Source organism: Curtobacterium sp. MCPF17_031 (assembly GCF_003234035.1).
GTDB lineage: Bacteria > Actinomycetota > Actinomycetes > Actinomycetales > Microbacteriaceae > Curtobacterium.
On sequence record NZ_QKSG01000007.1, the window covers coordinates 66686 to 87752 of the forward strand.

The window sequence follows — 21067 nt, forward strand, 5'->3', positions numbered from 1 at the left end:
GCCTTTCAGTGGGCGGACAAGAACCGATCGAAGACCTCGACGGTTCCCTGCGGGTTCTCGACCTGGGGTCCGTGGTAGCTCGCCGGGATGACCTCGTACTCGGCGCCGGTGTCGGTCGCCATGGCGCGCTGCCACGGGATCGGCCAGGCACCGTCCCACTCGCCGTGCGTGACGAGGACGGGCAGCCCGGTGGCGCGGAGTTCGGCGGAGCTGTCGGTGTGGTCCTCGAGGATGTGCCCGCCGGCGACGATGCTCAGGGGGCTCGTGGCGTCGAAGCGCTCGCGGACCATGCGGACGTCGTCGGGGAGCTCCTCGTCGGGGCGGTACGCCCACAGCGGGTTCGTGGCGTCGAACAGCGTGCGGTTGTTCCCACCGGTGTCGTGCATGATCGTCAGCTCGGTGACCTTGCGGTAGGGCCAGCCGTACGGTCCGGAGCAGAACTGCACGACGGACCGGAACGAGCGAGGCGACGCGATCGCGGCGGCGCGGACTATCACGCCGCCGAGCGAGTGCCCGATGAGGTGCACGGGTGCGCCGTCGTCGAGCAGGCGTGCGACCCGGGCCACGTCGGCGGCTTCCTCGTCGAGCGTGTGGCTCTGCGGCGAGCCCGGCGCTGCCGAGTCGGCCTGCCCGCGGCGGCTGATCGCGACCGCGGTCCAGCCCGCGTCCCGGAGCAGGGGCATGAACGTGCGCCAGTCCTCCTTCGAGCCGGTGTACCCGGGGACGACGAGGACGACGCCCTTCGACGGACCCGACGGGACGACGCGGTAGGCGGTGAGCCGGCCGACGGGGAGGTCGATGCCGACGACGTCGACGCCCTCGGGCGTGGGCAGGTGGCCGAACGGCGGGACCGTGGGGAACGCGTGCAGGTTCATGGCGCCAGTCTCTTGCGCGGATTCGGCACGGCGTCCAGCAGGGCGACCGTGTAGTCGTCCTGCGGGTGCTGCAGCACGTCGGCGGTCCGCCCCCGCTCGACCACGGCGCCGTCGTGGAGCACCATGATGTCGTCGGTGATGAGCCGGGCACTGAGCAGGTCGTGCGTGATGTAGAGGAGCGAGACGCCCCACTGCTCCCGCAGGTCCTCGAGGAGCGCGAGCACCCCGGCACGGAGCGTCACGTCGAGCATCGAGACCGGCTCGTCGGCGATGATCACCTGCGGATCGCTCGCGAGCGCCCGGGCGATCACCACGCGCTGCCGCTGCCCGCCCGAGAGCTGGTGCGGGAGCTTCTGCGCGAACTGCTCCACGGGCGTCAGGCCCACGGTCTCCAGGAGCTCGAGCACGCGACGGCGGGCATCGCGCCCGCGGAGCCCGGCGTAGTTCACGACCGGGCGGGTGAGCGTGTACTCGACCGTGTGCAGCGGGTTGAGCGCCGAGTACGGGTCCTGGAACACCATCTGCACCTCGGAGCGCAGATCCCGCATCCCCCGGCGTCCGAGCTTCGCCACGTCGAGGTCCCCGAAGCGGACGGTGCCGGTCGTCGGCTTCTCGACGCCGGTGAGCAGCTTCGCGATGGTCGACTTGCCGGAGCCCGACTGGCCGACGAGCGCGAGGGACTGCCCCGGCTCGAGTGTGAACGACACGTCGCGGACGGCGCGGACCGGGTCCTCACCACGACGGGGCGGAGCGTAGGTCTTCACGAGGTGGTCGACGACGATCGGATTGCGTGCCGCACTGCGCTCCCGCGAGCCGACCGTGCTGAACGACGAGGTCGCCTGCTGGCGCTTCTCACCCGACGCGGCACGGAGCGAGCGGTCCGGGAAGCCGGGGAGGCTCACGACCGACGCGCGCGGGTCGGCGTAGTGCGAGAGCAGCATCTGCGTGTACGGGTCCTGCGGGGCACGGAGCACCTCGCGCGAACCGCCGTCCTCGACGATCCGGCCCTCGTGCATGACGAGGACGCGCTCGGTGGCCTCGAGCACGATGCCGAGGTCGTGGCTGATGAGCACCGCCGTGAAGCCCTCGGCCCGCTGCAGCTCGATGATCGTGTCCATCACCGCGTGCTGCACGAGGACGTCGAGCGCCGTGGTCGGCTCGTCGAACACCATGAGCTGCGGCTCGAGGGACAGCGCGAGGGCGATCGACACGCGCTGGCGCATGCCGCCGGACAGCTCCCCGGGGAACCGCGCGAGCATCGAGTCGGGGAGCTTCACCTTGCCGACGAGCTCCCGCATCCGGCTGTCCCACCGCTCGCGTGGGACGTGGCCGTGGGCCGTGAAGACGTCGATGAAGTGGTTGCGGATCGTCCGCACCGGGTTGAGCGCGTTCATGCCGGACTGCAGCACCATCGCGAAGCCGCCCTGGCGCTGCTGCCGGAGCTCCTCGTCGCCGAGCTCGCGGATGTCCTGACCGTTGAAGACGATGCTGCCGCCGTTCGTCCGCGCCGGCGGCTTCTGCAGTCGGGTGAGCGCGTAGCCGAGCGTCGACTTGCCGGAGCCGGACTCGCCGACCAGCCCGACGAACTCGCCCTTCCGGAGCGAGAACGACACGTGGTCGACCGCCTGGACGGCGGTCTGCCCCGACGACTCGTAGACGACCGACAGGTCGCGGACGTCGAGCAGGACGTCGGATCCTGCGGAGCCGGTGGTTCCGTGGGACGTGTCGGACGGGAGGCCCGTGGCGGCGCCGGTGCGTGCCTCCAGTCCGGTGGTGGGGACGGGACGTGCGCCGCTCATGCGGTCGCCTCCTTGCGCTTCGGGCGCGCGCCTTCGCGCAGCCGCGGATTGGACACGGCGTCGACGCCGAAGTTGATCAGGGTGAGGCTCATCGCGAGGAGGGCGATGCAGAGCCCCGGGGCGAACAGCAGGATCCACTGGCCGGTGAGCAGCGCGTTCGAGTTCTGCGCCCAGTAGAGGATCGTGCCCCAGCTGACGATCGAGGAGTCGCCGAGGCCGAGGAACTCCAGGCCCGCCTCCGCCAGGATCGCGCTGGTCGCCGCCCCGAAGAAGCTGCCGACGATCAGGGACGTCATGTTCGGCAGGATCTCGCGGAAGACGATGCGGGTCGCCCCCTCGCCGGAGAACTGCGCGGCCGTCACGAAGTCGCGACCGCGGAGGGACTGCGTCTGGCTGCGCAGGACGCGAGCGCCCCAGGCCCAGCCGGTGACGACGATCACCGCGATGATGACCGCGATGCCGCCGTTCTGCAGGTACGCCGCGATGACGATCATGAGCGGCAGGCCCGGGATCACCAGGAACAGGTTCACGATGAAGCCGATGACCTCGGCGATCCAGCCGCGGACGTAGCCCCAGCTGAGGCCGATAGCGACGGCGACGAGCGTGGACAGGATGCCCGCGACGGCTCCGACCATCACCGAGATGCGGGCGCCGTAGATGAGCTGGGAGAGGACGTCCTCGCCGGCTGCGGTGGTGCCCATCCAGTGGTCAGGCGTCGCGTCGGCGGACCGTGCGAAGCCGTTCTGGCTGGCGCCGTACGGAGCGAGGAGGGGCGCCAGGATCGCCACGAGGACGAACACGGCCAGGATGATGATGCCGATCCGGGCCTTCGTGTTCGACCAGACGACGCCGAACTGGCGAGCGGCTGACCTGAGCTTGCTCGGCGCCTGGGCTTCTTCTTGTGTACGTACTGCGACGGTGGTCATCGGCGCGTCCTCGGGTCCAGGACGCCGTACAGCACGTCCACGATGAAGTTGGCGATGAGCACCGACACGGTGATCATCAGGAAGAGGGCCTGCATCAGCGGGTAGTCCTGCCCGATGACAGCGTTGAACAGCAGGTAGCCGATGCCCGGGTAGCCGAACACCTGCTCGACGAGCACCGAGCCGCCGACCACACCGCCGAGGGCCAGGCCGAAGCCGGTCAGGTTCGGCAGGATCGCGTTGCGGGCGGCGTAGCGGATGGCGACGGTCCGGCCGCGCAGGCCGTTCGCCTCGGCGAAGGTGACGTAGTCGTCGCCGAGCGTGTTGATCATCGCGTTGCGCATGCCGATGATCCACCCGCCGAGGCTCGTCACGAGGATCGTCACCGCCGGCAGGACCGCGTGCTGCAGTGCATCCCCGGTGAACGCCAGGTTCAGGCCGGGGGTGGTCGTCGCCGAGTACGCGCCGGTGGTCGGGAACCAGTGCAGGACGTAGCCGAGGAAGAACAGCAGGAGCAGCGCCGTCCAGAAGTACGGGAACGTGGACATGAAGCTGCCGGACAGGGTGGGGAGCGAGTCGAGCCAGGTGCCGCGCTTCCAGGCCGCCGCGATGCCGATCAGGGTGCCGAGGACGAACGCCAGGATCGTCACGACCCCGACCAGGATCAGCGTGTACGGCAGGGCCTTCCCGACCAGGTCGCCGACCGGCTGCGGGTAGAACGTGTAGCTCGTCCCGAAGTCGAGGGTGACGACCTGGTGCAGGTAGCTGACGTACTGGTCCCAGAGGTTCCCGGTCGGGACGCCGAGCTGCGCCTCGATGGCCTTGCGGGTGGCGTCGGTGACGGGGCCGTTCTGGCTGAGCTTCGCGAGGGCCGCGTCGCTCGGGCTGCCCGGCATGAGGCGCGGCAGCACGAAGTTCAGCGTGACCGCGGCCCAGAGGGTCAGGACGAAGAGGACGAGTTTCTGGACGATGTACTTCACTTGCCCTGCTCTTGGACGATCGCGCGCCCTGCGGCGCTGTCGCGCAGCCGGAGCTTGGTGAAGATGAGCAGCGGTGCCGAGTCGTAGTTCTGCGGGGCCATGTAGGGGTCCTCCGCACTCGGCCAGCCGACGAACTTGCCGGTGTTGAACAGACCCCAGAGGCCGCCGTGGTACATGCCGATCACGGGCAGCTGGTCGTACACGATCGTCTGCAGCTGGTCGAGGATCTGCTGCTGCCGGCCGGTGTCGGTCGTCGCCTTGTACTCGTCGAGCAGGCGCTGCGTGGCCGGGTCACGGTACCGCTCGTAGTTGTTGACGGTGGGCTTGCCGACGGGCTGGTAGAACTCGGTCGACATCAGCGAGTTGAACGCCTGGTACACGTCGCCGTTGCCCATGCCGCCCATCGCCATGTCGAAGTCACCGTTGTTGATCGCCTGCTGGTACCCGGCGGGCTGCGGGGCCTTGATGGTCACCGCGACGCCGATGGCGGTGAGGTCGCGGCGGACCTCCTGCGCGGCACGGAGCCAGTCCGCGTAGCCGTTCGCCGTGGTGATCGTGATCGCGAGCTGCTTGCCGTCCTTGACGATCTTGCCGCCCTGCTCCACCCAGCCGGACTTCGCGAACGCGGCCTTCGCGGCGGCGACGTCCTGCGTCACCATGCCCTTGTCGGGGATGTCGGGGTTCGCGTACCGCTCCTGGTTCGGCAGGATCAGGCCGGTCTGGGCCGCGGCGGTGAGGTTGCCCTCGGTCGCGGTCTCGGCGATGTCGTCGCGGTCGAGGGCGAGCGAGATGCCCCGGCGGACGTTCACGTCGTCGTACGGCGCCTTCGTCAGGTTCGGGATCAGCCCGATCACGCCCCCCGGCGGGAACCACCAGGTGTTGGTGCGGGACGCGGCGCCCCATGTGCCCTCGACGTCGGAGATGAACGAGTACGACCAGTCGTAGCCGCGGGTCACGGTGTCGAGCTGCGTGTTGGTCGCCGGCAGGATGAGGTGCTTGATCGCGATCTCGTCGGCCTGCCAGTACCGACGGTTCTTGTCCATCGAGTACTGCTGGTCGGTGTAGTTGCCGAGGACGAACGGGCCGGTGCCGATGGGGTTCGGGTCCCGCCACGTCGTCGGGTCCTCCACCTTCCCCCAGTGCCGCTCGCCGAGGATGTACGTCTGGCCGATGATCGTCAGGCTCGGGACGTCCTCGGACTCCAGGTGGAAGACGACGTGGTCCCCCTGCTGCTCGATGGTGTCGATGTGCTGCCAGGCACCCTTGACGTCCATCGCGGGGAACTTCTTCAGCAGGTCGAACGTGAAGACGACGTCCTTCGCGGTGAACGCGTCACCGTTCGACCACTCGACACCCCGGCGGATCGTCATGTCGATCGTCTTCGCGTCCGGCTGTTCCCACGAGCTGGCGAGCCACGGGTTCCGCTTGCCGTCGAGGGGGTTCACCTCGATGAGGGGCTCGTACATCCACTTCGACGCCGTCCGGGCGTTCGTGATGTACGGGTTGAAGTTGCGGTCGAACAGCGGGTTGCCGTGGTCGGCGTTGATGAGCATCGTGTCCTTGCCGATGCTCGGGTCCGGCTCCGACCGGACCTGGATGCTGCAGCCGGTCGCCGTGATGGCCACGACCGCGATGCCGGCGAGGGCAGCGGCGAAGCGAGCACGGCGGGTGCGCTGTGGGGGAAGCGTCATTGCTCGGTCGACCTCCGTGTCGAGTGGGTACGAGGGTCAATGTATGCGCTTACATCGCGGTGCGCAAGTCGCAGTCCGCACGTCGCGCAGCACGCTAGAGCTCCGGGGGGCAACTCTCGCGGAGCAGCACCTCGACGGGCAGCCGGACGGCACGCGGTGGTCCCTCACGGCGGTCCAGTCGGTCGACGATCGCCCGGACCGCCGCACGCCCCAGGTCCCCCATCGGCTGGTGCACGGTGGTCAGGCGCGGGGTCGAGTACCGCCCCGCGTCGATGCCGTCGAAGCCCGTCACCACGACGTCGTCCGGCACCCGCAGCCCGCGCGCCAGGACGGCGTCGAGCACCCCGAGCGCCGACTGGTCGTTCGAGCAGACGATCGCCCGCGGCACCCGCTCGTCCAGCAGCGTCCGGGCCAGCTCACGGGCCCGGACCCGACCGAAGTCGCCGTGCACGGTCCGGACCGCCGTCGGCGCGAGCCCGTGGTCCTCGAGCGCTCGCCTGAACCCGGCGGTGCGCTCCTGGTCGTCCGGGGAGTCCACCGGTCCCGCCACGTAGGCGATCGACCGGATGCCGAGCCGACCGATGACGTGGGCGGCGAGGGTCCGCATACCCGCGGCGTTGTCGACGCTGATCGAGTCGAAGCCGCGCGAGCGCCGGTCGTCGGCGAGCACCACCACCGGGATCCGGCGGGCGACGTGTTCGAGGAGCTCGTCCGGCACGGTCTGCGCCAGGACCGCCAGCCCGTCGACCCGGCCGGCGACGTCGTTCACGATGACGTCCCGCGACGGACCACGGCCGGCCGCCACCATCAGCGCCAGCCCACGCTGCCACGCCTCGGTCTCGGCGCCGCGCAGCACCTCGTCGAAGTACAGGTTCGAGGACGTCGGCTGGGTGACGTGCCGGCGGTCGTCGACGATGCGCACACCGCCGTCGGTGACGACGTCCGGCCGTTCGTCCGGCACGACGTCGAACCCCGGCAGCAGCAGGCCCACCACGCCGGTCCGGCGACCGGCCAGTGCGCGGGCGTTCCCCGAGGGGACGTAGCCGAGGGAGCGGATCGCCGCCTGCACCCGGTCACGCGTGGCCTCGCGGACGGCGTCGGGCGTGCGGAGGACGCGGGAGACCGTCGCGATCGAGACCCCTGCGGCCGAGGCGACGTCGTAGACCGTGGGAGGTGCGGTGCCCTGCGTGGTCACGCCGTGCCTCCCGTTGCGGTCGGAGCCGCAGGCATCCTGCCCGGCGACGCCGACCATCCTAGGCAGCGTCGGTTCTCCACAGGTCCAGCCCGGGGCCTTGCGGACGACAGCGCGCAGGACGACACTGGCCCGACCAACAGGGGAAAGGACGATCAGATGTCACAGTCGACTCCGTCCGGGCGCAGGGATGCGTACCGGCTCTCCACCGACGAGGCCGAGGTGCGGGAGGCCCTCCTCGACCACGACGCCGACCCGCACCTGTCGTGGGTGACCGCCCAGCTCGACGGGACGGAGGAACGTCCGCTGGTCGAGTAGCGGCCACGTCCACTGGTCGAGGAGCGACTGGAGTCCGGGCCGCATCGGTCAGGCCCCGGCCGCCAGCCGCTCCGGTGCCCCGACGATCGCCATGCCCGCGCCGCGGAGCCGACGCCGCTCCTGGGCGATGAAGCCCAGCAGCCGGTCGTTGGTCCCCGCGACGTGGGCAGCGACCAGTTCCGCGGCGCGGTCGGCGTCGCCCTGCTGGACGGCGTCGAGGATGTCGCTGTGCTCCTGCCACGCGGCGTCGCGGGCCTCGGGCGTGCGGACCTCGATCCACCGGGTGCGCTCGAGTCGGGTCAGGGCGTCGGCCACGGCATCGGTGACGAAGCGGTTCCCGCCGAGCGCGGCCAGGTCCAGGTGGAACGTCGAGCCCATCGTGATGCCGGCCTGCTGGTCCGGGGTCGGCCGGAGGGCGTCGAGGTGCGCGCGGACCGCGGCGAGTGCCTCCGGCTGCGCGCGGGCAACGGCGAGACGGGCGGCGGCGGGTTCGAGCACACCGCGGAGTTCGGCGAGCGAGGCGATCTCGTCGAGGTCGATCGGGGTGACCGTCCACGAACGCCCCTCGTGCAGGATGAGCCCCTCGCGTTCGAGGCGGGACAGCGCGGCACGGACGGGGGTGCGCGAGGCGTGGAAGCGCGCTTCGAGCCCGCGCTCCGAGATGCGTTCCCCCGGCGCGATGTCGAGCGTCAGGATCGCGGCACGGAGGTTGTCGTAGAGCTGGGCCGTCTGCGACACGGGTGCTGCGTCGGTCGGTTCGGTCACGGGCATCCAGCGTAGTGCCGTCGGACCACCGTTGGTATACCGTTCCGGTACACCAGCCGAGTCGAGACGGGGAGCGCGTGGTCCGGACACCTGCCCGAGCGTGGACGATGCTCGCGCTCGGGGTCGCCGCGCAGGCCGCCGGGACGCTCGTCGTCACCGCACCAGCACTGCTCATCCCGCACCTCCACGCGCAGGGCATGCCACTCGCACAGGCTGGTCTGCTCGCGGCGGCCCCGACGGCGGGGATGGTGCTGACGCTCATCGCCTGGGGCGCGGTGACCGACCGGATCGGTGAGCGGATCGTGATCGCGGGCGGTCTGGTGCTCACCACGCTCGCGGTCGCCGGAGCGTGGCTGGCGGATGACGACACGGTGTTGCTCGGGGTCGCGTTCCTGGCAGCCGGGATGACGAGCGCCTCGACGAACGCGGCGAGCGGCCGGGTCGTCGTCGGCTGGTTCCCGAAGGAGCGGCGGGGCCTCGCGATGGGGATCCGGCAGATGTCGCAGCCGCTGGGGGTGACCCTGGCGGCCGTGACGGTGCCCCGGCTCGCCGAGGCGTCGGGCATCCGCAGCGCGCTGGTCCTGCCGGTCGTCCTGTGCGCGGTGCTCGCGGTGGTCTGCGCGGTCGGGATCGTGGACCCGCCGCGCCCGTCCCGTCCGGCGTCGGGCGGCGATGCCGGCGCCGCAGTCGGCACCGCGAACCCCTACCGCGCCACCGGCTTCCTCTGGCGGATCCACGCGGTCTCGATCCTGCTCGTGGTCCCCCAGTTCACCCTGTCGACCTACGGGTTGGTCTGGCTCGTCACCCTCGGCTGGTCGACCGCCACCGCCGGACTGCTGGTCGGGGCGGCGCAGTTCGTCGGCGCGATCGGCCGGATCCTGGTCGGGTTCTGGAGTGACCGGGTCGGCTCCCGGGTCGGGCCGCTGCGGGTGGTCGCCGTGTCGGCCGCCGCGGTGATGGCGGTCCTGGCCCTGGTCGACGTCGCGCACCTGCCCGCGGCCGCCGTGGTGCTGGTCGTGGCGACGAGCGTCACGGTCGCCGACAACGGGCTGGCCTACACGTCGGTCGCCGAAGCCGCCGGCCCCTCGTGGTCCGGTCGGGCGTTGGGCGCACAGAACACCGGGCAGTTCATCGCGGCGAGCGCCGTCGGCCCGGGCATCGGCGCACTGGTCGGGCTGGTCGGCTTCGCCGGGTCGTTCCTGCTGGTGGCGGCGCTGCCGGTACTGGCGCTGCCGCTCGTGCCGCGGGCGGACCGGTCGCACGACTGACCCGCGACACCGACTGACCCGCGTCGCTCCGGGGCGACGGACGGGAGGGGCGACGGACGGGAGGCCCGTGGCGGCGCCGCCACGAGCCTCCCGTCCGTCATCGGCTCACCCTCTGCCGCGCCGGGTGGGGGTCAAGCCCCCGGGATGGCCGGCCCGGTCCGCCAGCGGAGCAGTGCGGCGGCCGGTGCACCACCCGGCAGTGCCGCGGTGTTGGCGTACACGACCTCGGCGTCGGTCAGGAGCGCCGCGCGGACGATCCCGACGGGTGCCGGGACGGGCCCGAGCACGGTCGCACCGAGTGCCTGCTCCGGCGCGGTCGCGATCCACGGCGCTGCGTCGAGGGCCAGGACGGTGCGGTCCTCGAAGCCCGCGGGGTCGAGGACCACGATCGAGGGCTGCGCCTGCTGCAGGGCCTCGACCACCGGGCCGAGTCCGGCCGCGACCTCGCCGTCCCCGCGACCGTCGTGGGTGCGGAGCAGGTCCTCGACGTCGTGTCGGCGCTGGGCGACGACCCGGGCGAGGGCGATGTCGACGTGCTCGCGGACGCCGTCCTCCGACGCGTCAGAGGCGCGGGGGTCGATCGGCACCTCGGACAGGAGCGGCGCGGTGGCCTTCGTCTTCGACAGTTCGGTGATGAGCAGCTGGCGGGCACGGATGTCCCCGGCGACGATCACGAGCCGGGGCGACAGCCGGTCGACGGCGTCCTGCACGGCGGCGGCGACCTCGGACTCGTTCTGCCGCCACAGCTCCTCGGTGTGGTGCTGCCAGCGCAGGTGCGCCCAGCCACCGCCCTGGAACTTGTGGAGCGTGTCGGTCCGACCCTGCACCTCCTGCTCGTCGCGCTGGTCCGGGTGGTCGGCGTGACCGAGACGGTACGCCCGGTACCCGCCGCCACCGCGTCCGACCTCGACGACCAGGAACGGGACGTCGAGCGGCCGGTGCGCCAAGAGCGGCACGAGGTCGGGGACGGCTCCGTGCCCGACCGACTCCGGTCCGTGCATGTGCCCGGGGAGCACCTCGCTGAGCACGAGCTCGCCATCGTGGACGAGCACGTACCGGTTCACGGGTGCGGGGACGCCCGGCGTCTCCTCGAGTTCCGCCATCACGGTGTCGATGACGGCGGCGTCGGCTCCGGCGGCCCGGAGCGCGTCCTCGGCCTTCCGGCGCTGCAGGGCGGCGAGGTGTTGCGGGTCCTCGCGGTCCCCGGAGGCGTCCACGTAGGCCCAGGTCCACGTCCCGCCGCCAGCCAGGCGGGAGCCGAGTGCCCGACCGTCCTCGGTGGTCTCATTTTGCGTGATCGGCATCGTCGCCTCCAGTCGTCGCGGTGCTCAGGTCGGGGGTGGTCGGGGTCGCGTCGGGCATGGCCGCGTTCGTGGCGGTGACGTCCGCCGTGTCGTCATCGGCACCGGCCGTCGAGGTCGAGTAGACCGTCGCGTCGGCGCCGTCCCCGCTGCCGTCCGGTTCCTCGGCGGCGACGCCGGCCGGGTCATCGGGGGCATCGACATCGGTGGTGTCGTCGACGAGGGTGCCCTCGAGGTCGCCGTCGTAGCCGGACGCCCGCAGGGTCTCGGCGTCGTCGGTGTCGTCGGGCATCGGTTCGGACTGCCGGAACTCCTCGACGTGGGCGTTGCTGCCGTGCCCCTGGACGATGCTCTGCGCCTCGTGCGCGAGCTGGTCGTCGAGCTCCGGGTTGTGGGTGGTGTTCCCGCGTTCGATCATCGTTGCTCCTCTCGTGGGCATCCCACGGTCCGCGAGCGTCCCTGACCCCGTTCGCAGGTGCCGCGTCCTGGTGGACGGGCGGCCGATCCGCGCCGCGGCGGACGATGCTGACAGCAGCGGAGCAGGAACCGACCACACTGGACTGCACGACGGCGTGCCCCCGCAGGCCCGGCCGCGCCACTCCCCCGTGCACCGGTGCGGGGCCTCACGGAAGGACTGGTCGAGGTTGACCTCTGCCGCACTCGACGACCTGCACTCGACCACCCCAGGCTCGACGTCGCGACGGGCACCGCGTGCCTGGTTGCACACCGACGCGCCGTCCCTGTCGTTGAACGGCGACTGGGACTTCCGGTGGTCACCGGTGGCCGACGCCCCGGGGTTCGAGGACCCCGACGGGTGGGGGTCGCTCCCGGTGCCGTCGCACTGGGTGCTGCACGGTCACGGTGCGCCGAGCTACACGAACGTGCAGTACCCGTTCCCGGTCGACCCGCCGCACCCGCCGGACGAGAACCCGACCGGTGACCACCGCCGGACGTTCACCCTGCCGGACTCCTTCGACGGGGCAGCGCGCGTGCTGCTCCGCTTCGACGGGGTGGAGTCGCACTACCGGGTGTGGTTGAACGGCACCGTCGTCGGGTGGTCGACCGGGTCCCGGCTCGCCACCGAGTTCGACGTGACGTCGCTGCTCCGCCCGGGGTCGAACGAGATCCGGGTCCGGGTGCACCAGTGGTCGGCGGCCTCGTACCTGGAGGACCAGGACCAGTGGTGGCTGCCCGGCATCTTCCGCGACGTCACCCTGCTGGCACGACCCACCGCCCCGATCGACGACGTGTTCGTGCGCGCCGGCTGGACCGCGGCACCCGGGGACGTGGTGTCCGCCGGGACGGCTGCGTCCGGTCGGCCGTCGACCGGGACGGGCACGATCTCGGTGCCGACGATCGACGCCGTGTTCCCGGTGCGCTTCGCCGTAGCCGAACTCGGCGTGGACGTGACCTGGGCCAGCGCCGACGACGTCGCCCCGATCACCGTCGAAGGCGTCGAACCGTGGAGCGCCGAACTCCCGCGGCTGTACGACGCGACGCTGACGTCGGGGGGCGGCGGCGCTGTCGGCGACTCCCTCGATGGGGAGACCGTGTCGCTGCGCCTGGGCTTCCGGAGCGTGCAGATCGTGGGCGACCGTTTCCTGGTCAACGGCGAGCGCGTCGTGTTCCACGGCGTGAACCGTCACGAGACGCACCCCGTCCGCGGCCGGGTGTTCGACGAGACCCACGCCCGCGCCGACATGGCGCTCATGAAGCGGAGCAACGTCAACGCGATCCGCACCTCGCACTACCCGCCGCACCCGCGGGTGCTCGACCTGGCCGACGAGCTCGGCTTCTGGGTGGTCCTGGAGTGCGACCTCGAGACGCACGGCTTCGAGTTCCAGGGGTGGCTCGGCAACCCGTCCGACGACCCGGCGTGGGAGGACGCCTACCTCGACCGCATCGCCCGCACCGTCGAGCGCGACAAGAACCATCCGTCGATCGTGATGTGGTCGCTCGGCAACGAGTCCGGCACCGGACGGAACCTCGCCGCGATGGCGCAGTGGGTGCACTCCCGCGACCCCGAGCGTCCGGTCCACTACGAGGGCGACTACTCGGGCGAGTACACCGACGTCTACTCCCGGATGTACCCGACGCTGCAGGAGACCGAGTCGATCGGCGGCGGTCCGGCCACCCCCCTGCTCGGGTGCGGTCCCGCCGAGGCCGCACGACAGCGGTCGAAGCCGTTCATCCACTGCGAGTACGTGCACGCGATGGGCAACGGCCCCGGGCAGATAGCCGAGTACGAGGCCCTGGTCGACCGCTACCCACGCCTGCACGGCGGCTTCGTGTGGGAGTGGCGGGACCACGGACTGCTGGCGCACACGGACGACGGCACGCCCTACCACGCCTACGGAGGCGACTTCCACGAGGTCGTCCACGACGGGAACTTCGTGATGGACGGCCTGGTGCTGCCGGACGACACCCCCACCCCGGGGCTGGCCGAGTTCGCGGCGGTCGTCGCGCCGGTCCGCCTGTCCGTCTCGGACACCACGGTGCTGGTCGAGAACCGGTACCACTCGGCCTCCACCGCGGGGCTGCGGTTCTGCTGGACCCTCTCGCGGAACGGCGTCGTCGAGGCGTCCGGGCGGCTCGCCCCCGGGATCGTCGCGGTGCGGCAGTCCGCCACGGTGCCGGTACCCGACGAGGTGCTGGCGGCAGCCCGGGCCGATGCGGACTCCCTCGCGCCGGGCGACGAGCTGTGGCTCGACGTCGTCGCGGAGCTCGCCGGTCCGACCGCCTGGGCGGACACCGGGCACGTGGTGGCACGCACCCAGACGCTCGTGGCGAGCCGACCGGCGGCGGTGCCACGGGCCTCCAGTCCAGGTTGGGACGGCGACCGTCTCGGGGAGGCGACCTTCACGGCACGCGGTGACCTCGCGACGTTCAGGGGCCATGACGTGTCCGGCCCGCGGCTCGAGCTGTGGCGCGCGCCGACGGACAACGACCGTGGTGCCTCCCAGGGCGGGTACGAGACTGCGGATCCGGTGCTGACCCTCGGCGTCGGTGACCCGACGGCACCCTCGTCGGCGTCTCGGTGGGAGGCCCGAGGTCTCGACCGTCTGACCCACCGGCTGGTGTCCGTGACGCGGACCGACGACGGCCTGGTGCAGCGGGTCCGGGTCGCGGCCGCGAACAGCGGGGCCGGCGTCGAGGTCACGCACCGGTGGACCCTGACCGACGCCGGACTGCTGCTCCGGACGGACGCCGTGCCGTTCGGCGGCTGGGACGTCACCTGGCCGCGGATCGGCGTGCGCATCGACCTGCCCGCCGCGCTGCTGTCCGAGACGGCCTCGTGGTTCGGGACCGGGCCGGACGAGTCGTACGCGGACTCCTCGCACGCGGCACGGGTCGGGCGGTTCCAGGCCCCGGTGTCGGCGATGACCACGCGCTACTCGATGCCGCAGGAGAGCGGGCACCGGCCGGAACTCCGGATGCTGAGCGTGGGGCCGATCACCGTGACGACCCTGCCGGATCCCGCATCGGGGCACCGCGCCGGGTTCACCCTGACGCCGTGGACCGCGCAGCAGGTCGGGCGTGCCGGGCACCCGCACGAGTTGCCGGTGCCGGACGCGCTGTACCTGTACCTCGACGACGCGCAGCACGGGCTGGGGAGTCGGGCGTGCGGGCTGGACGTGCTGCCGGAGCACCAGCTCTGGCCGAGCGCGCGAAGCTGGAGCGTCCTGCTGGCGTAGCGGGGGGCGCCGGGGCCGTTGGCGCCAACGGCACCCGGTGCCGGCTGGCGCCGCACAACAGGAACCCGTCCGAACCAGGGGATCCCCCGGTTCGGACGGGTTCCTGTTGCGCCCAGCCGCAGCGCCAGCGCGGCGCGGTGCGGCGTCAGCCGCGCGCGATCGCCCCGGCGGCCGTCGGGTCGGCGCCGTCGAGGAACTGCGTCAGCCGCTCAGCCTCGCCCGGCTCTTCGATCGCCTCGGCCGCTCGGCGCAGCGCGAACAGGCTCCGGAGCACGCCACGGTTCGGCTCGTGCGACCACGGCACCGGCCCGGCTCCCCGCCACCCGGCCTTCCGCAGGGCGTCGAGGCCGCGGTGGTACCCGACCCGGGCGTACGCGTAGGACTCGACGGTCGCGCCGCGTGCCCATGCCTCGTCGGCGAGCATCGCCCACGCCAGGCTCGACGCCGGGGAGGACACCACCACCGAGGCGACGGGAGCGCCCGCCGCCAGGGCCGCGTCCACCTCGGGCTCGGCGGCCAGCAGCGTCTCGGGGTTGGTCGAGGGGTTCGGGAGCAGGTTGTCCGGCATGCCCGCCACGCTACTTGAGCCGCCCGGTCACTTCAGCGGGTCGTGTCCCCAGTTCATGAGCGAGTACCGCCACCGGGTGTCCTCGACGTCGCCGGAGGGCCGCTGCTCCATGTGCCGCGCCACGTACCCGACGACCTTCCGCATGTGCGCGTAGTCGTCGTCGGTGTACTCGCCCTGCTTCTTGCGGAGGATCCGCACGATGTGCCGCCCGGACTCGTGCCCGGTCGACTCGGAGGCACCGTCCTTCTTCTGGCCGACCTCCTTCGACTCGTCGGAGTCCAGCCAGTCCTGCAGCTGCGAGGCGGTCATGTTCACCGCGTCGGCGAAGTCGTCCCGGGTCTGCTTCTCGTCGTCAGCCATGTCGGACATCTTGCGCGGCGCGACTGCGCGGTCGTACGGTGAGTCGTACCCCGTCGTCACGCGGGGCCCCGGTGCGGGACGACCGACCGACGGCACGGGTGGCGGCCACGGGGCCTCCCGACGGGAACGGATCCGGCATTGCGCGAGACCACCGGCACTGCGCCGCAGCAGCCGCTGTCCCTGCGCTGACACCGTGACCTCGCTCGCCTCTCCGCGGGTCTGCCGCCTCCGCGGCTGAAGGTGTCGTGCGCCCGCACGACCACCGGAGGCATCGCCATGCCCATCAGCCCGTCCGTCGTCCTGCACGACGTCTCGTTCACCTGGCCCGACGGCTCCGTCGCGCTCGACCACCTCACCGCCGCCTTCGGCCGCGGTCGCACCGCCCTGGTCGGGAGGAACGGTGCCGGCAAGTCGACCCTCGTCCGGCTGGTCACGGGTCAGCTCGCCCCCACGTCGGGCACCGTCACGACGACCGGCCCGGTTGACCGCCTGCCGCAACGACTCGCTGACATCGGGTCGCGCACTGCTGATGGAGGCCTGGAGGCCCGTCCCGCCTCCCCGCGCACGGTCGCCGACGTGCTCGGGGTCGGCCCGCAGGTCAGGGCGCTCCGGGCCGTCCTCGCCGGGGACGCCACCCCGGAGCTCTTCGACGTGGTCGGTGACGCCTGGGACGTCGAGGAGCGCGCCGGGGTCGCCCTCGCCGCACTCGACCTCGGCCCGGCGGACCTGGACCGGCCAGTCGACACACTGTCCGGCGGCCAGGCCGTGCTCGTGGCGGTGGCGGGCATCCGGCTCCGCGGTCGGCCGATCGCGTTCCTCGACGAGCCGACGAACAACCTCGACCGCCGAGCACGTGCCACGCTCCTCGACATGGTGGACCGGTGGCGCGGGACCCTCGTCGTGGTGAGCCACGACCGGGAACTGCTCGAGCACGTCGACGAGGTCGTCGAGCTCCGCGACGGTGCCCTGACCGTGTTCGGCGGGACGTACTCGGCGTTCGAGGAGCACCTCGCCGTGCAGCAGGCCGCGGTCGAGCGCGAAGTCCGGGTCGCCGAACAGCGGCACCGTGCCGAGAAGCGTCAGCGCATCGAGGCCGAGACGACGATCGCGCGACGGGCGAAGGCAGGCGCGGCCTCGGCGTCGTCGATGCCGAAGATCGTGGCGAACGAGCGGCGGAAGCGCGCCGAGGCGACGGCAGGTCGGCTGCGCTCCGGGCACACGTCGGCCGAAGCGGCAGCGCTGGCGATCGTGCGGGAGGCCGGCCGGCGGGTCCGTGACGACGAGCACCTGCACGTCGAGCTGCCCGACCCCGGGGTGGCCGCGTCCCGCCGGATCGCGACCGTCACGGTGCGCGGCCGGACGATCGTCGTGCAGGGGCCGGAGCGCATCGCCGTCGTCGGCGACAACGGCGTGGGCAAGACGACCCTGCTCGAACACCTCGTCGGACTGCCCGGAGCGCGGCGGCACCTGCTGCCGGAGACGACGGCCGTGCCGCACACCGACCGGATCGGCTACCTGCCGCAGCGGAAGGACAGCCTCGACGACGATGCGACCGTCCTCGAGAACGTCCGTCGGGTCGCCCCGGACATCGCACCAGCCGAACTGCGGAACCGGCTCGCGCGGCTGCTCGTCCGGGGCGACACGGTCGACCGGCCCGCCGGATCGCTGTCCGGCGGGGAGCGGTTCCGGGTGGCGCTGGCCGGCCTCGTGCTCGCCGACCCGCCGCCGCAGCTGCTGGTGCTCGACGAGCCGACGAACGACCTCGACATGGCGAGCGTCGACCAGCTGGTGACGGCCCTCCGGGCGTACCGGGGTGCGCTGGTGGTCGTGAGCCACGACGACACGTTCCTCGACCGGCTGGACCTGGACGGACGGGTGCACCTGCGCTGACGACACCGGCGGCCAGCGCCGGGCGTCGGCGTACGGCGTCGGGCTCGGGCGTCGGGACCGGTCCGCCGTCAGCGCCGCCGGGACGGCCGGATCGAGAGCACCTCGACCGTGCCGCGCTCCGGCAGGTCGACGACGGTGCGGACCGCGTCCGCGACGTCGGACGGCGCGAGGTAGTAGTCGGTGTCGTAGTCCTCGCCGAGCTTCTCGGTGAGGGCTCGCTGCATGTCCGAGTCGGTACGGCCCGGGTGCACGCTCGACACCCGCACGCCGTTCGCCCGCTCCTCTTCACGCAGCGCGTCGGTGAAGGCCCGGAGCGCGAACTTCGAGGCCGCGTACACGCCGCCCCCGGCACCGGCGGTGAACCCGGAGCCGCTGTTGATCGACACGACGATGCCCCGCGCCGCCCGGAGGCCCGGCAGCGCCACCCGGGTGAGCTCGGCGACCGCGAAGACGTTGGTGGCGAAGACGGCCTCCCACGTGTCCCGCGGGGTGTCCGCGATGCGGGTGCCCTGTTCGACGCCGGCCGAGTGCACGAGGACGTCGATCCAGCTCGGCACGGCCGGCAGGTCCCCGGCGCCCAGGTCACCGACGAAGGGCTCCGCACTCGGCAGTTCCGCGACGACGGCGGCGACTGCGTCGGCGTCGCGTCCGCCGACGAGCACGTGGTGCGTCCGGCCCAGGTCGGCCGCGATCGCGCGGCCGATGCCGCGGGTCGCTCCGGTGACGAGAGCGACCGGACGGTCGTTGGCGGGGCTGGAGACGGGGACGGGAGGCTCGGTGTCGGTCACGCAGGTCAGCCTACGGAACCGGTACCGGGCCTCCCGTCCGGGTTTGGCGTGTCCGGAGACTGCTCAGTCGTCGTCCTTGGTCTCGCCGGCGCTCTGCCGGATGCGGATGCCCTGCAGGACGTCCTCGGCGCGCTTCTCGTCCTGCTTCTCGGTCTGGCGGGTGTCGCGCTCGGGGAGCTGGATGTCCTCCTCCGCCTTGATGCCCGCCTGGAGCTCGCGGCCGCGCTCGATCTCGGCGTCGAACTCGGCGCCGAAGAGCAGCGCGTTGTTCGTGATCCAGATCCAGAGCAGGAAGACGATGACTCCACCCAGTGAGCCGTACGTGGCGTTGTAGTTCGAGAAGTTCCCGACGTAGAAGCCGAACCCGACGCTCGCGATGATCCAGATGAGCAGCGCGATGATCGACCCCCCGCTGACCCAGGTGAACTTCGGCTGCTTGACGTTCGGCGACCAGTAGTAGAGCACCGCGATGATGACGACCGCGATGACGAGCAGGATCGGCCACTGCACGATCGACAACACCAGGGCGGCAGCGTCGCCGAGGCCGATGACGTCGCCGAAGCTGCGGGCGAGCGGCCCGGACACGAGGGCGAGGAGGCCGATCACGAGGAGGACGACCGTCGTCACCGTGACGCCGAGCATCGTCGGGCGGAGCTTCCAGATCGGACGTCCCTCGCGGACGTTGTAGATGCGGTTCATCGCGCGGCCGAACGCGCCGACGTAGCCGGAGGCCGACCAGAGCGCACCGAGGATACCGACGATGAACGTCACCGGCGCTGCGGGCGAACGGACCAGGTTCTCGACCGGTCCCCTGATCAGCTTCACGACGTCCTGCGACCCGATGTTGCCGATGATGTCGAGCAGCGTCTTGATCGTGGTGTCGGCCTGACCGATGAGGCCGAGGATCGACACGACCGCCAACAGCCCGGGGAAGAGCGCCAGCACGGAGTAGTACGTCAGGCTCGCGGCCAGGTCGGTGCACTGGTCGCTGGTGAACTCCCGCAGGGTCTTCTTCAGTGTGTAGACGACCGTGGGCTTCTTCAGGTCGGTCGGGGAGTCCGGCTTCCGGGGGTCGTCCGCCGCCGGCTTCTGTGCTTCCTTCGCCATGATCAGCCCTTCGCTGCCTTCGTGATCCGCTTGAGGACCTTCTTGTTCCGCTTGGCGTCCTTCTTCCGACGCTTCTCGGCGGCCTGGCGTTCCTGGTACACGGGGTTGCCCGTCGGGTCCTTCCGCGTGAACACCGGGACGCCCTTCGACTGTCCGTCCTTGCGGACCTTGACCGGCTTGAACACCGGGACGGGGGCGGGCTCCCGGAGAGCGGAGAGTCGCCCGGCGGGCTCGTTCCGGATGCGGGCACCGACGATGATCGTGGCGACACCGGCTGCGGCGGTCAGGGCGACGGCGACGAGCGGCGTCGGGTCACGGTGCCAGCGCTGCCGGGTCTTCGCGAGGGCGAGGCGGGTGCGCGCGGGGACGTCGGACTTCTGCCGGATCCGCGTCACCGTGTCGACGATGCGCTCCCGGGTCCGTACGTTCCGGAGCTCGAGCTCGGGCATGGAGTCGTTGGGCATGTTCCCTGAGTACACGCTCCGCGGTGAGTGCACGCGCTGGCGTGCGGTCCGCGGACGTGCAGTGGGCGATCCGGAGCCGGACGCACACCCAGGGGTGTCGGCCTAGCGTCCGCCGCATGCTGTTCCGGGACGTCGCCGAGGGCATCCACCGCCTCGAGCTCGCACACACCAACACCTACCTGGTCGAGACCGGGGACCGACTGCTCGTCGTCGACGCCGGGCTGCCCGCCGTCTGGCCGCACCTGCTGCTCGCCGTCCACGACCTCGGCTACTCCCCCGACCGGGTCGAGGCGCTGCTGCTCACGCACGGGCACTTCGACCACGTCGGGACGGCGGCGAGGATACACCGCGAGTGGGGCACCCCCGTGTACGTGCACCCGGGCGACCGTGACCTCGCAGCGCACCCGTACTCGTACCGGCCGCAGCAGAACCGGTTCGGGTTCGTCGTCGCGCACCCCGGCGGCCTCCGACCGCTCAGCCGGATGCTGCTGGCCGGCGCCGCGACCGTCGACGGCATCGACGAGGTCGAGACCCTGGAGTCCCGTGCGGACGTCCCCGGGAACCCGTGGATCATCGAGACGCCCGGCCACACCGACGGGCACGTGGCGCTGCACTTCGCGGACCGGGACGCGGTGATCGCCGGCGACGCGCTGGTCACCTTCGACCCGTACACCGGCGGGATCGGCCCGCGGGTCGTGGCGCCCGCGGCGACGGCGGACATGGCGACCGCTGTGGCGTCCCTCGACCTGCTCGTCGACACCGAGGCGCAGCACGTCCTGCCGGGGCACGGCCCGTCGTGGTCGCGCGGGGTGCGGGCCGCAGTCGCCCAGGCGCGGCGGGCGGCCGGCGCGGCCTGACGCGCCCGGTCCGTCACCCGAGGTCGCCCGGTCGGTCGCCCAGGTCCGGCGCCCGAGGTCGCCCGAGGTCGCCCGGTCCGTCGCCGAGGTTCCGAAATCGCGGCATCTCGACGCCCGAGGTGCCGCGATCCCGGCACCTCGGGGGAGTACGCGCGGCGAGTTGCGACATCTCGGACGCGCACGCCGACGCGCACGCGGGAGCGCGGGACCGGGAGGCGCGGGGCCG

The 21067-nt window shown here is 72.0% G+C and carries 19 protein-coding genes; 5 read left to right on the forward strand and 14 right to left on the reverse strand.

The genetic code is table 11. The features are described from left to right. Window positions 1-5: 5 nt before the first annotated feature. From DEJ31_RS11125 to DEJ31_RS11150, 6 genes are all read right to left on the reverse strand, one after another. Window positions 6-875: an alpha/beta fold hydrolase gene (locus DEJ31_RS11125; RefSeq protein WP_111121876.1), complete on the reverse strand. Its 870-nt coding sequence runs from the start codon at window positions 873-875 to the stop codon at window positions 6-8. Next, entirely contained in the window at window positions 872-2674 is a 1803-nt protein-coding gene (locus DEJ31_RS11130; RefSeq protein WP_111121877.1) for an ABC transporter ATP-binding protein, read from the reverse strand. The genes DEJ31_RS11125 and DEJ31_RS11130 overlap by 4 nt, the downstream gene beginning before the upstream one ends. Then, window positions 2671-3600, reverse strand: a complete 930-nt coding sequence (locus tag DEJ31_RS11135; protein ID WP_111121878.1) for an ABC transporter permease — start codon at window positions 3598-3600, stop codon at window positions 2671-2673. The genes DEJ31_RS11130 and DEJ31_RS11135 overlap by 4 nt, the downstream gene beginning before the upstream one ends. After that, window positions 3597-4577 carry an ABC transporter permease gene (locus DEJ31_RS11140; RefSeq protein ID WP_111121879.1) on the reverse strand — a complete coding sequence of 327 codons (981 nt, stop codon included), beginning with the start codon at window positions 4575-4577 and terminating at the stop codon, window positions 3597-3599. Before DEJ31_RS11140 ends, DEJ31_RS11135 begins: the two co-directional genes overlap by 4 nt. Further along, window positions 4574-6268, reverse strand: coding sequence for an ABC transporter substrate-binding protein (locus DEJ31_RS11145; RefSeq protein WP_258366271.1), 1695 nt, complete (start codon window positions 6266-6268; stop codon window positions 4574-4576). Before DEJ31_RS11145 ends, DEJ31_RS11140 begins: the two co-directional genes overlap by 4 nt. Window positions 6269-6362: 94 nt before the next feature. Then, entirely contained in the window at window positions 6363-7463 is a 1101-nt protein-coding gene (locus DEJ31_RS11150; protein ID WP_258366272.1) for a LacI family DNA-binding transcriptional regulator, read from the reverse strand. A 156-nt stretch (window positions 7464-7619) separates the two neighbouring features. Between DEJ31_RS11150 and DEJ31_RS17220 the strand changes: the two genes are divergently transcribed. Next, window positions 7620-7778, forward strand: coding sequence for a hypothetical protein (locus tag DEJ31_RS17220; RefSeq protein WP_181421567.1), 159 nt, complete (start codon window positions 7620-7622; stop codon window positions 7776-7778). 48 nt (window positions 7779-7826) lie between these two features. Here the strand turns inward: DEJ31_RS17220 and DEJ31_RS11155 are convergent, their stop codons facing one another. Continuing rightward, complete coding sequence (locus DEJ31_RS11155) at window positions 7827-8543, reverse strand: GntR family transcriptional regulator (RefSeq protein ID WP_258366273.1); 717 nt, start codon at window positions 8541-8543, stop codon at window positions 7827-7829. Between the two features lie 107 nt (window positions 8544-8650). Between DEJ31_RS11155 and DEJ31_RS11160 the strand changes: the two genes are divergently transcribed. Then, window positions 8651-9811: an MFS transporter gene (locus DEJ31_RS11160; RefSeq protein WP_111121882.1), complete on the forward strand. Its 1161-nt coding sequence runs from the start codon at window positions 8651-8653 to the stop codon at window positions 9809-9811. Window positions 9812-9942: 131 nt separating this feature from the next. Here DEJ31_RS11160 and DEJ31_RS11165 read toward each other — a convergent pair whose 3' ends face one another. Both DEJ31_RS11165 and DEJ31_RS11170 read right to left on the reverse strand, forming a co-directional pair. Then, window positions 9943-11115, reverse strand: coding sequence for a Vms1/Ankzf1 family peptidyl-tRNA hydrolase (locus DEJ31_RS11165; RefSeq protein ID WP_111044943.1), 1173 nt, complete (start codon window positions 11113-11115; stop codon window positions 9943-9945). Next, on the reverse strand, window positions 11096-11530 hold the full coding sequence (locus DEJ31_RS11170) for a hypothetical protein (protein WP_111121884.1): 435 nt from the start codon (window positions 11528-11530) through the stop codon (window positions 11096-11098). Before DEJ31_RS11170 ends, DEJ31_RS11165 begins: the two co-directional genes overlap by 20 nt. 226 nt (window positions 11531-11756) lie before the next feature. Between DEJ31_RS11170 and DEJ31_RS11175 the strand changes: the two genes are divergently transcribed. Next, complete coding sequence (locus DEJ31_RS11175; RefSeq protein WP_111121885.1) at window positions 11757-14807, forward strand: glycoside hydrolase family 2 TIM barrel-domain containing protein; 3051 nt, start codon at window positions 11757-11759, stop codon at window positions 14805-14807. Window positions 14808-14952: 145 nt separating this feature from the next. Here the strand turns inward: DEJ31_RS11175 and DEJ31_RS11180 are convergent, their stop codons facing one another. Further along, window positions 14953-15375, reverse strand: a complete 423-nt coding sequence (locus tag DEJ31_RS11180) for a DUF3151 domain-containing protein (protein ID WP_110903825.1) — start codon at window positions 15373-15375, stop codon at window positions 14953-14955. 27 nt (window positions 15376-15402) lie between these two features. Continuing rightward, on the reverse strand, window positions 15403-15735 hold the full coding sequence (locus DEJ31_RS11185) for a DUF3140 domain-containing protein (protein ID WP_110903826.1): 333 nt from the start codon (window positions 15733-15735) through the stop codon (window positions 15403-15405). A 276-nt stretch (window positions 15736-16011) separates the two neighbouring features. Here DEJ31_RS11185 and DEJ31_RS11190 point away from each other — a divergent pair, with 276 nt between their 5' ends. Beyond that, on the forward strand, window positions 16012-17625 hold the full coding sequence (locus DEJ31_RS11190; RefSeq protein ID WP_111121886.1) for an ABC-F family ATP-binding cassette domain-containing protein: 1614 nt from the start codon (window positions 16012-16014) through the stop codon (window positions 17623-17625). Between the two features lie 68 nt (window positions 17626-17693). Here the strand turns inward: DEJ31_RS11190 and DEJ31_RS11195 are convergent, their stop codons facing one another. The 3 genes from DEJ31_RS11195 to DEJ31_RS11205 all read right to left on the reverse strand — a co-directional run bounded on the left by DEJ31_RS11195 (window position 17694) and on the right by DEJ31_RS11205 (window position 19984). Then, the gene (locus tag DEJ31_RS11195) at window positions 17694-18413 is read right to left on the reverse strand and encodes an SDR family oxidoreductase (RefSeq protein WP_111121887.1); all 720 of its coding nucleotides are present in this window, start codon (window positions 18411-18413) and stop codon (window positions 17694-17696) included. A gap of 63 nt (window positions 18414-18476) precedes the next feature. After that, complete coding sequence (locus DEJ31_RS11200) at window positions 18477-19520, reverse strand: YihY/virulence factor BrkB family protein (RefSeq protein ID WP_110903770.1); 1044 nt, start codon at window positions 19518-19520, stop codon at window positions 18477-18479. A gap of 2 nt (window positions 19521-19522) precedes the next feature. After that, complete coding sequence (locus tag DEJ31_RS11205; protein ID WP_146236725.1) at window positions 19523-19984, reverse strand: hypothetical protein; 462 nt, start codon at window positions 19982-19984, stop codon at window positions 19523-19525. A 116-nt stretch (window positions 19985-20100) separates the two neighbouring features. Between DEJ31_RS11205 and DEJ31_RS11210 the strand changes: the two genes are divergently transcribed. Further along, window positions 20101-20841, forward strand: coding sequence for an MBL fold metallo-hydrolase (locus DEJ31_RS11210; RefSeq protein WP_111044947.1), 741 nt, complete (start codon window positions 20101-20103; stop codon window positions 20839-20841). Window positions 20842-21067: the final 226 nt, after the last annotated feature.

What these genes read in the sequence shown, in the direction of transcription:
- DEJ31_RS17220 (WP_181421567.1), top strand. Translation starts at nt 7,620, where the DNA reads ATGTCACAGTCGACTCCGTCCGGGCGCAGGGATGCGTACCGGCTCTCC.
- DEJ31_RS11135 (WP_111121878.1), bottom strand. Translation starts at nt 3,600, where the DNA reads ATGACCACCGTCGCAGTACGTACACAAGAAGAAGCCCAGGCGCCGAGC.
- DEJ31_RS11130 (WP_111121877.1), bottom strand. Translation starts at nt 2,674, where the DNA reads ATGAGCGGCGCACGTCCCGTCCCCACCACCGGACTGGAGGCACGCACC.
- DEJ31_RS11165 (WP_111044943.1), bottom strand. Translation starts at nt 11,115, where the DNA reads ATGCCGATCACGCAAAATGAGACCACCGAGGACGGTCGGGCACTCGGC.
- DEJ31_RS11210 (WP_111044947.1), top strand. Translation starts at nt 20,101, where the DNA reads ATGCTGTTCCGGGACGTCGCCGAGGGCATCCACCGCCTCGAGCTCGCA.
- DEJ31_RS11125 (WP_111121876.1), bottom strand. Translation starts at nt 875, where the DNA reads ATGAACCTGCACGCGTTCCCCACGGTCCCGCCGTTCGGCCACCTGCCC.
- DEJ31_RS11190 (WP_111121886.1), top strand. Translation starts at nt 16,012, where the DNA reads ATGCCCATCAGCCCGTCCGTCGTCCTGCACGACGTCTCGTTCACCTGG.
- DEJ31_RS11200 (WP_110903770.1), bottom strand. Translation starts at nt 19,520, where the DNA reads ATGGCGAAGGAAGCACAGAAGCCGGCGGCGGACGACCCCCGGAAGCCG.
- DEJ31_RS11205 (WP_146236725.1), bottom strand. Translation starts at nt 19,984, where the DNA reads ATGCCCAACGACTCCATGCCCGAGCTCGAGCTCCGGAACGTACGGACC.
- DEJ31_RS11185 (WP_110903826.1), bottom strand. Translation starts at nt 15,735, where the DNA reads ATGGCTGACGACGAGAAGCAGACCCGGGACGACTTCGCCGACGCGGTG.
- DEJ31_RS11170 (WP_111121884.1), bottom strand. Translation starts at nt 11,530, where the DNA reads ATGATCGAACGCGGGAACACCACCCACAACCCGGAGCTCGACGACCAG.
- DEJ31_RS11160 (WP_111121882.1), top strand. Translation starts at nt 8,651, where the DNA reads ATGCTCGCGCTCGGGGTCGCCGCGCAGGCCGCCGGGACGCTCGTCGTC.
- DEJ31_RS11145 (WP_258366271.1), bottom strand. Translation starts at nt 6,268, where the DNA reads ATGACGCTTCCCCCACAGCGCACCCGCCGTGCTCGCTTCGCCGCTGCC.
- DEJ31_RS11180 (WP_110903825.1), bottom strand. Translation starts at nt 15,375, where the DNA reads ATGCCGGACAACCTGCTCCCGAACCCCTCGACCAACCCCGAGACGCTG.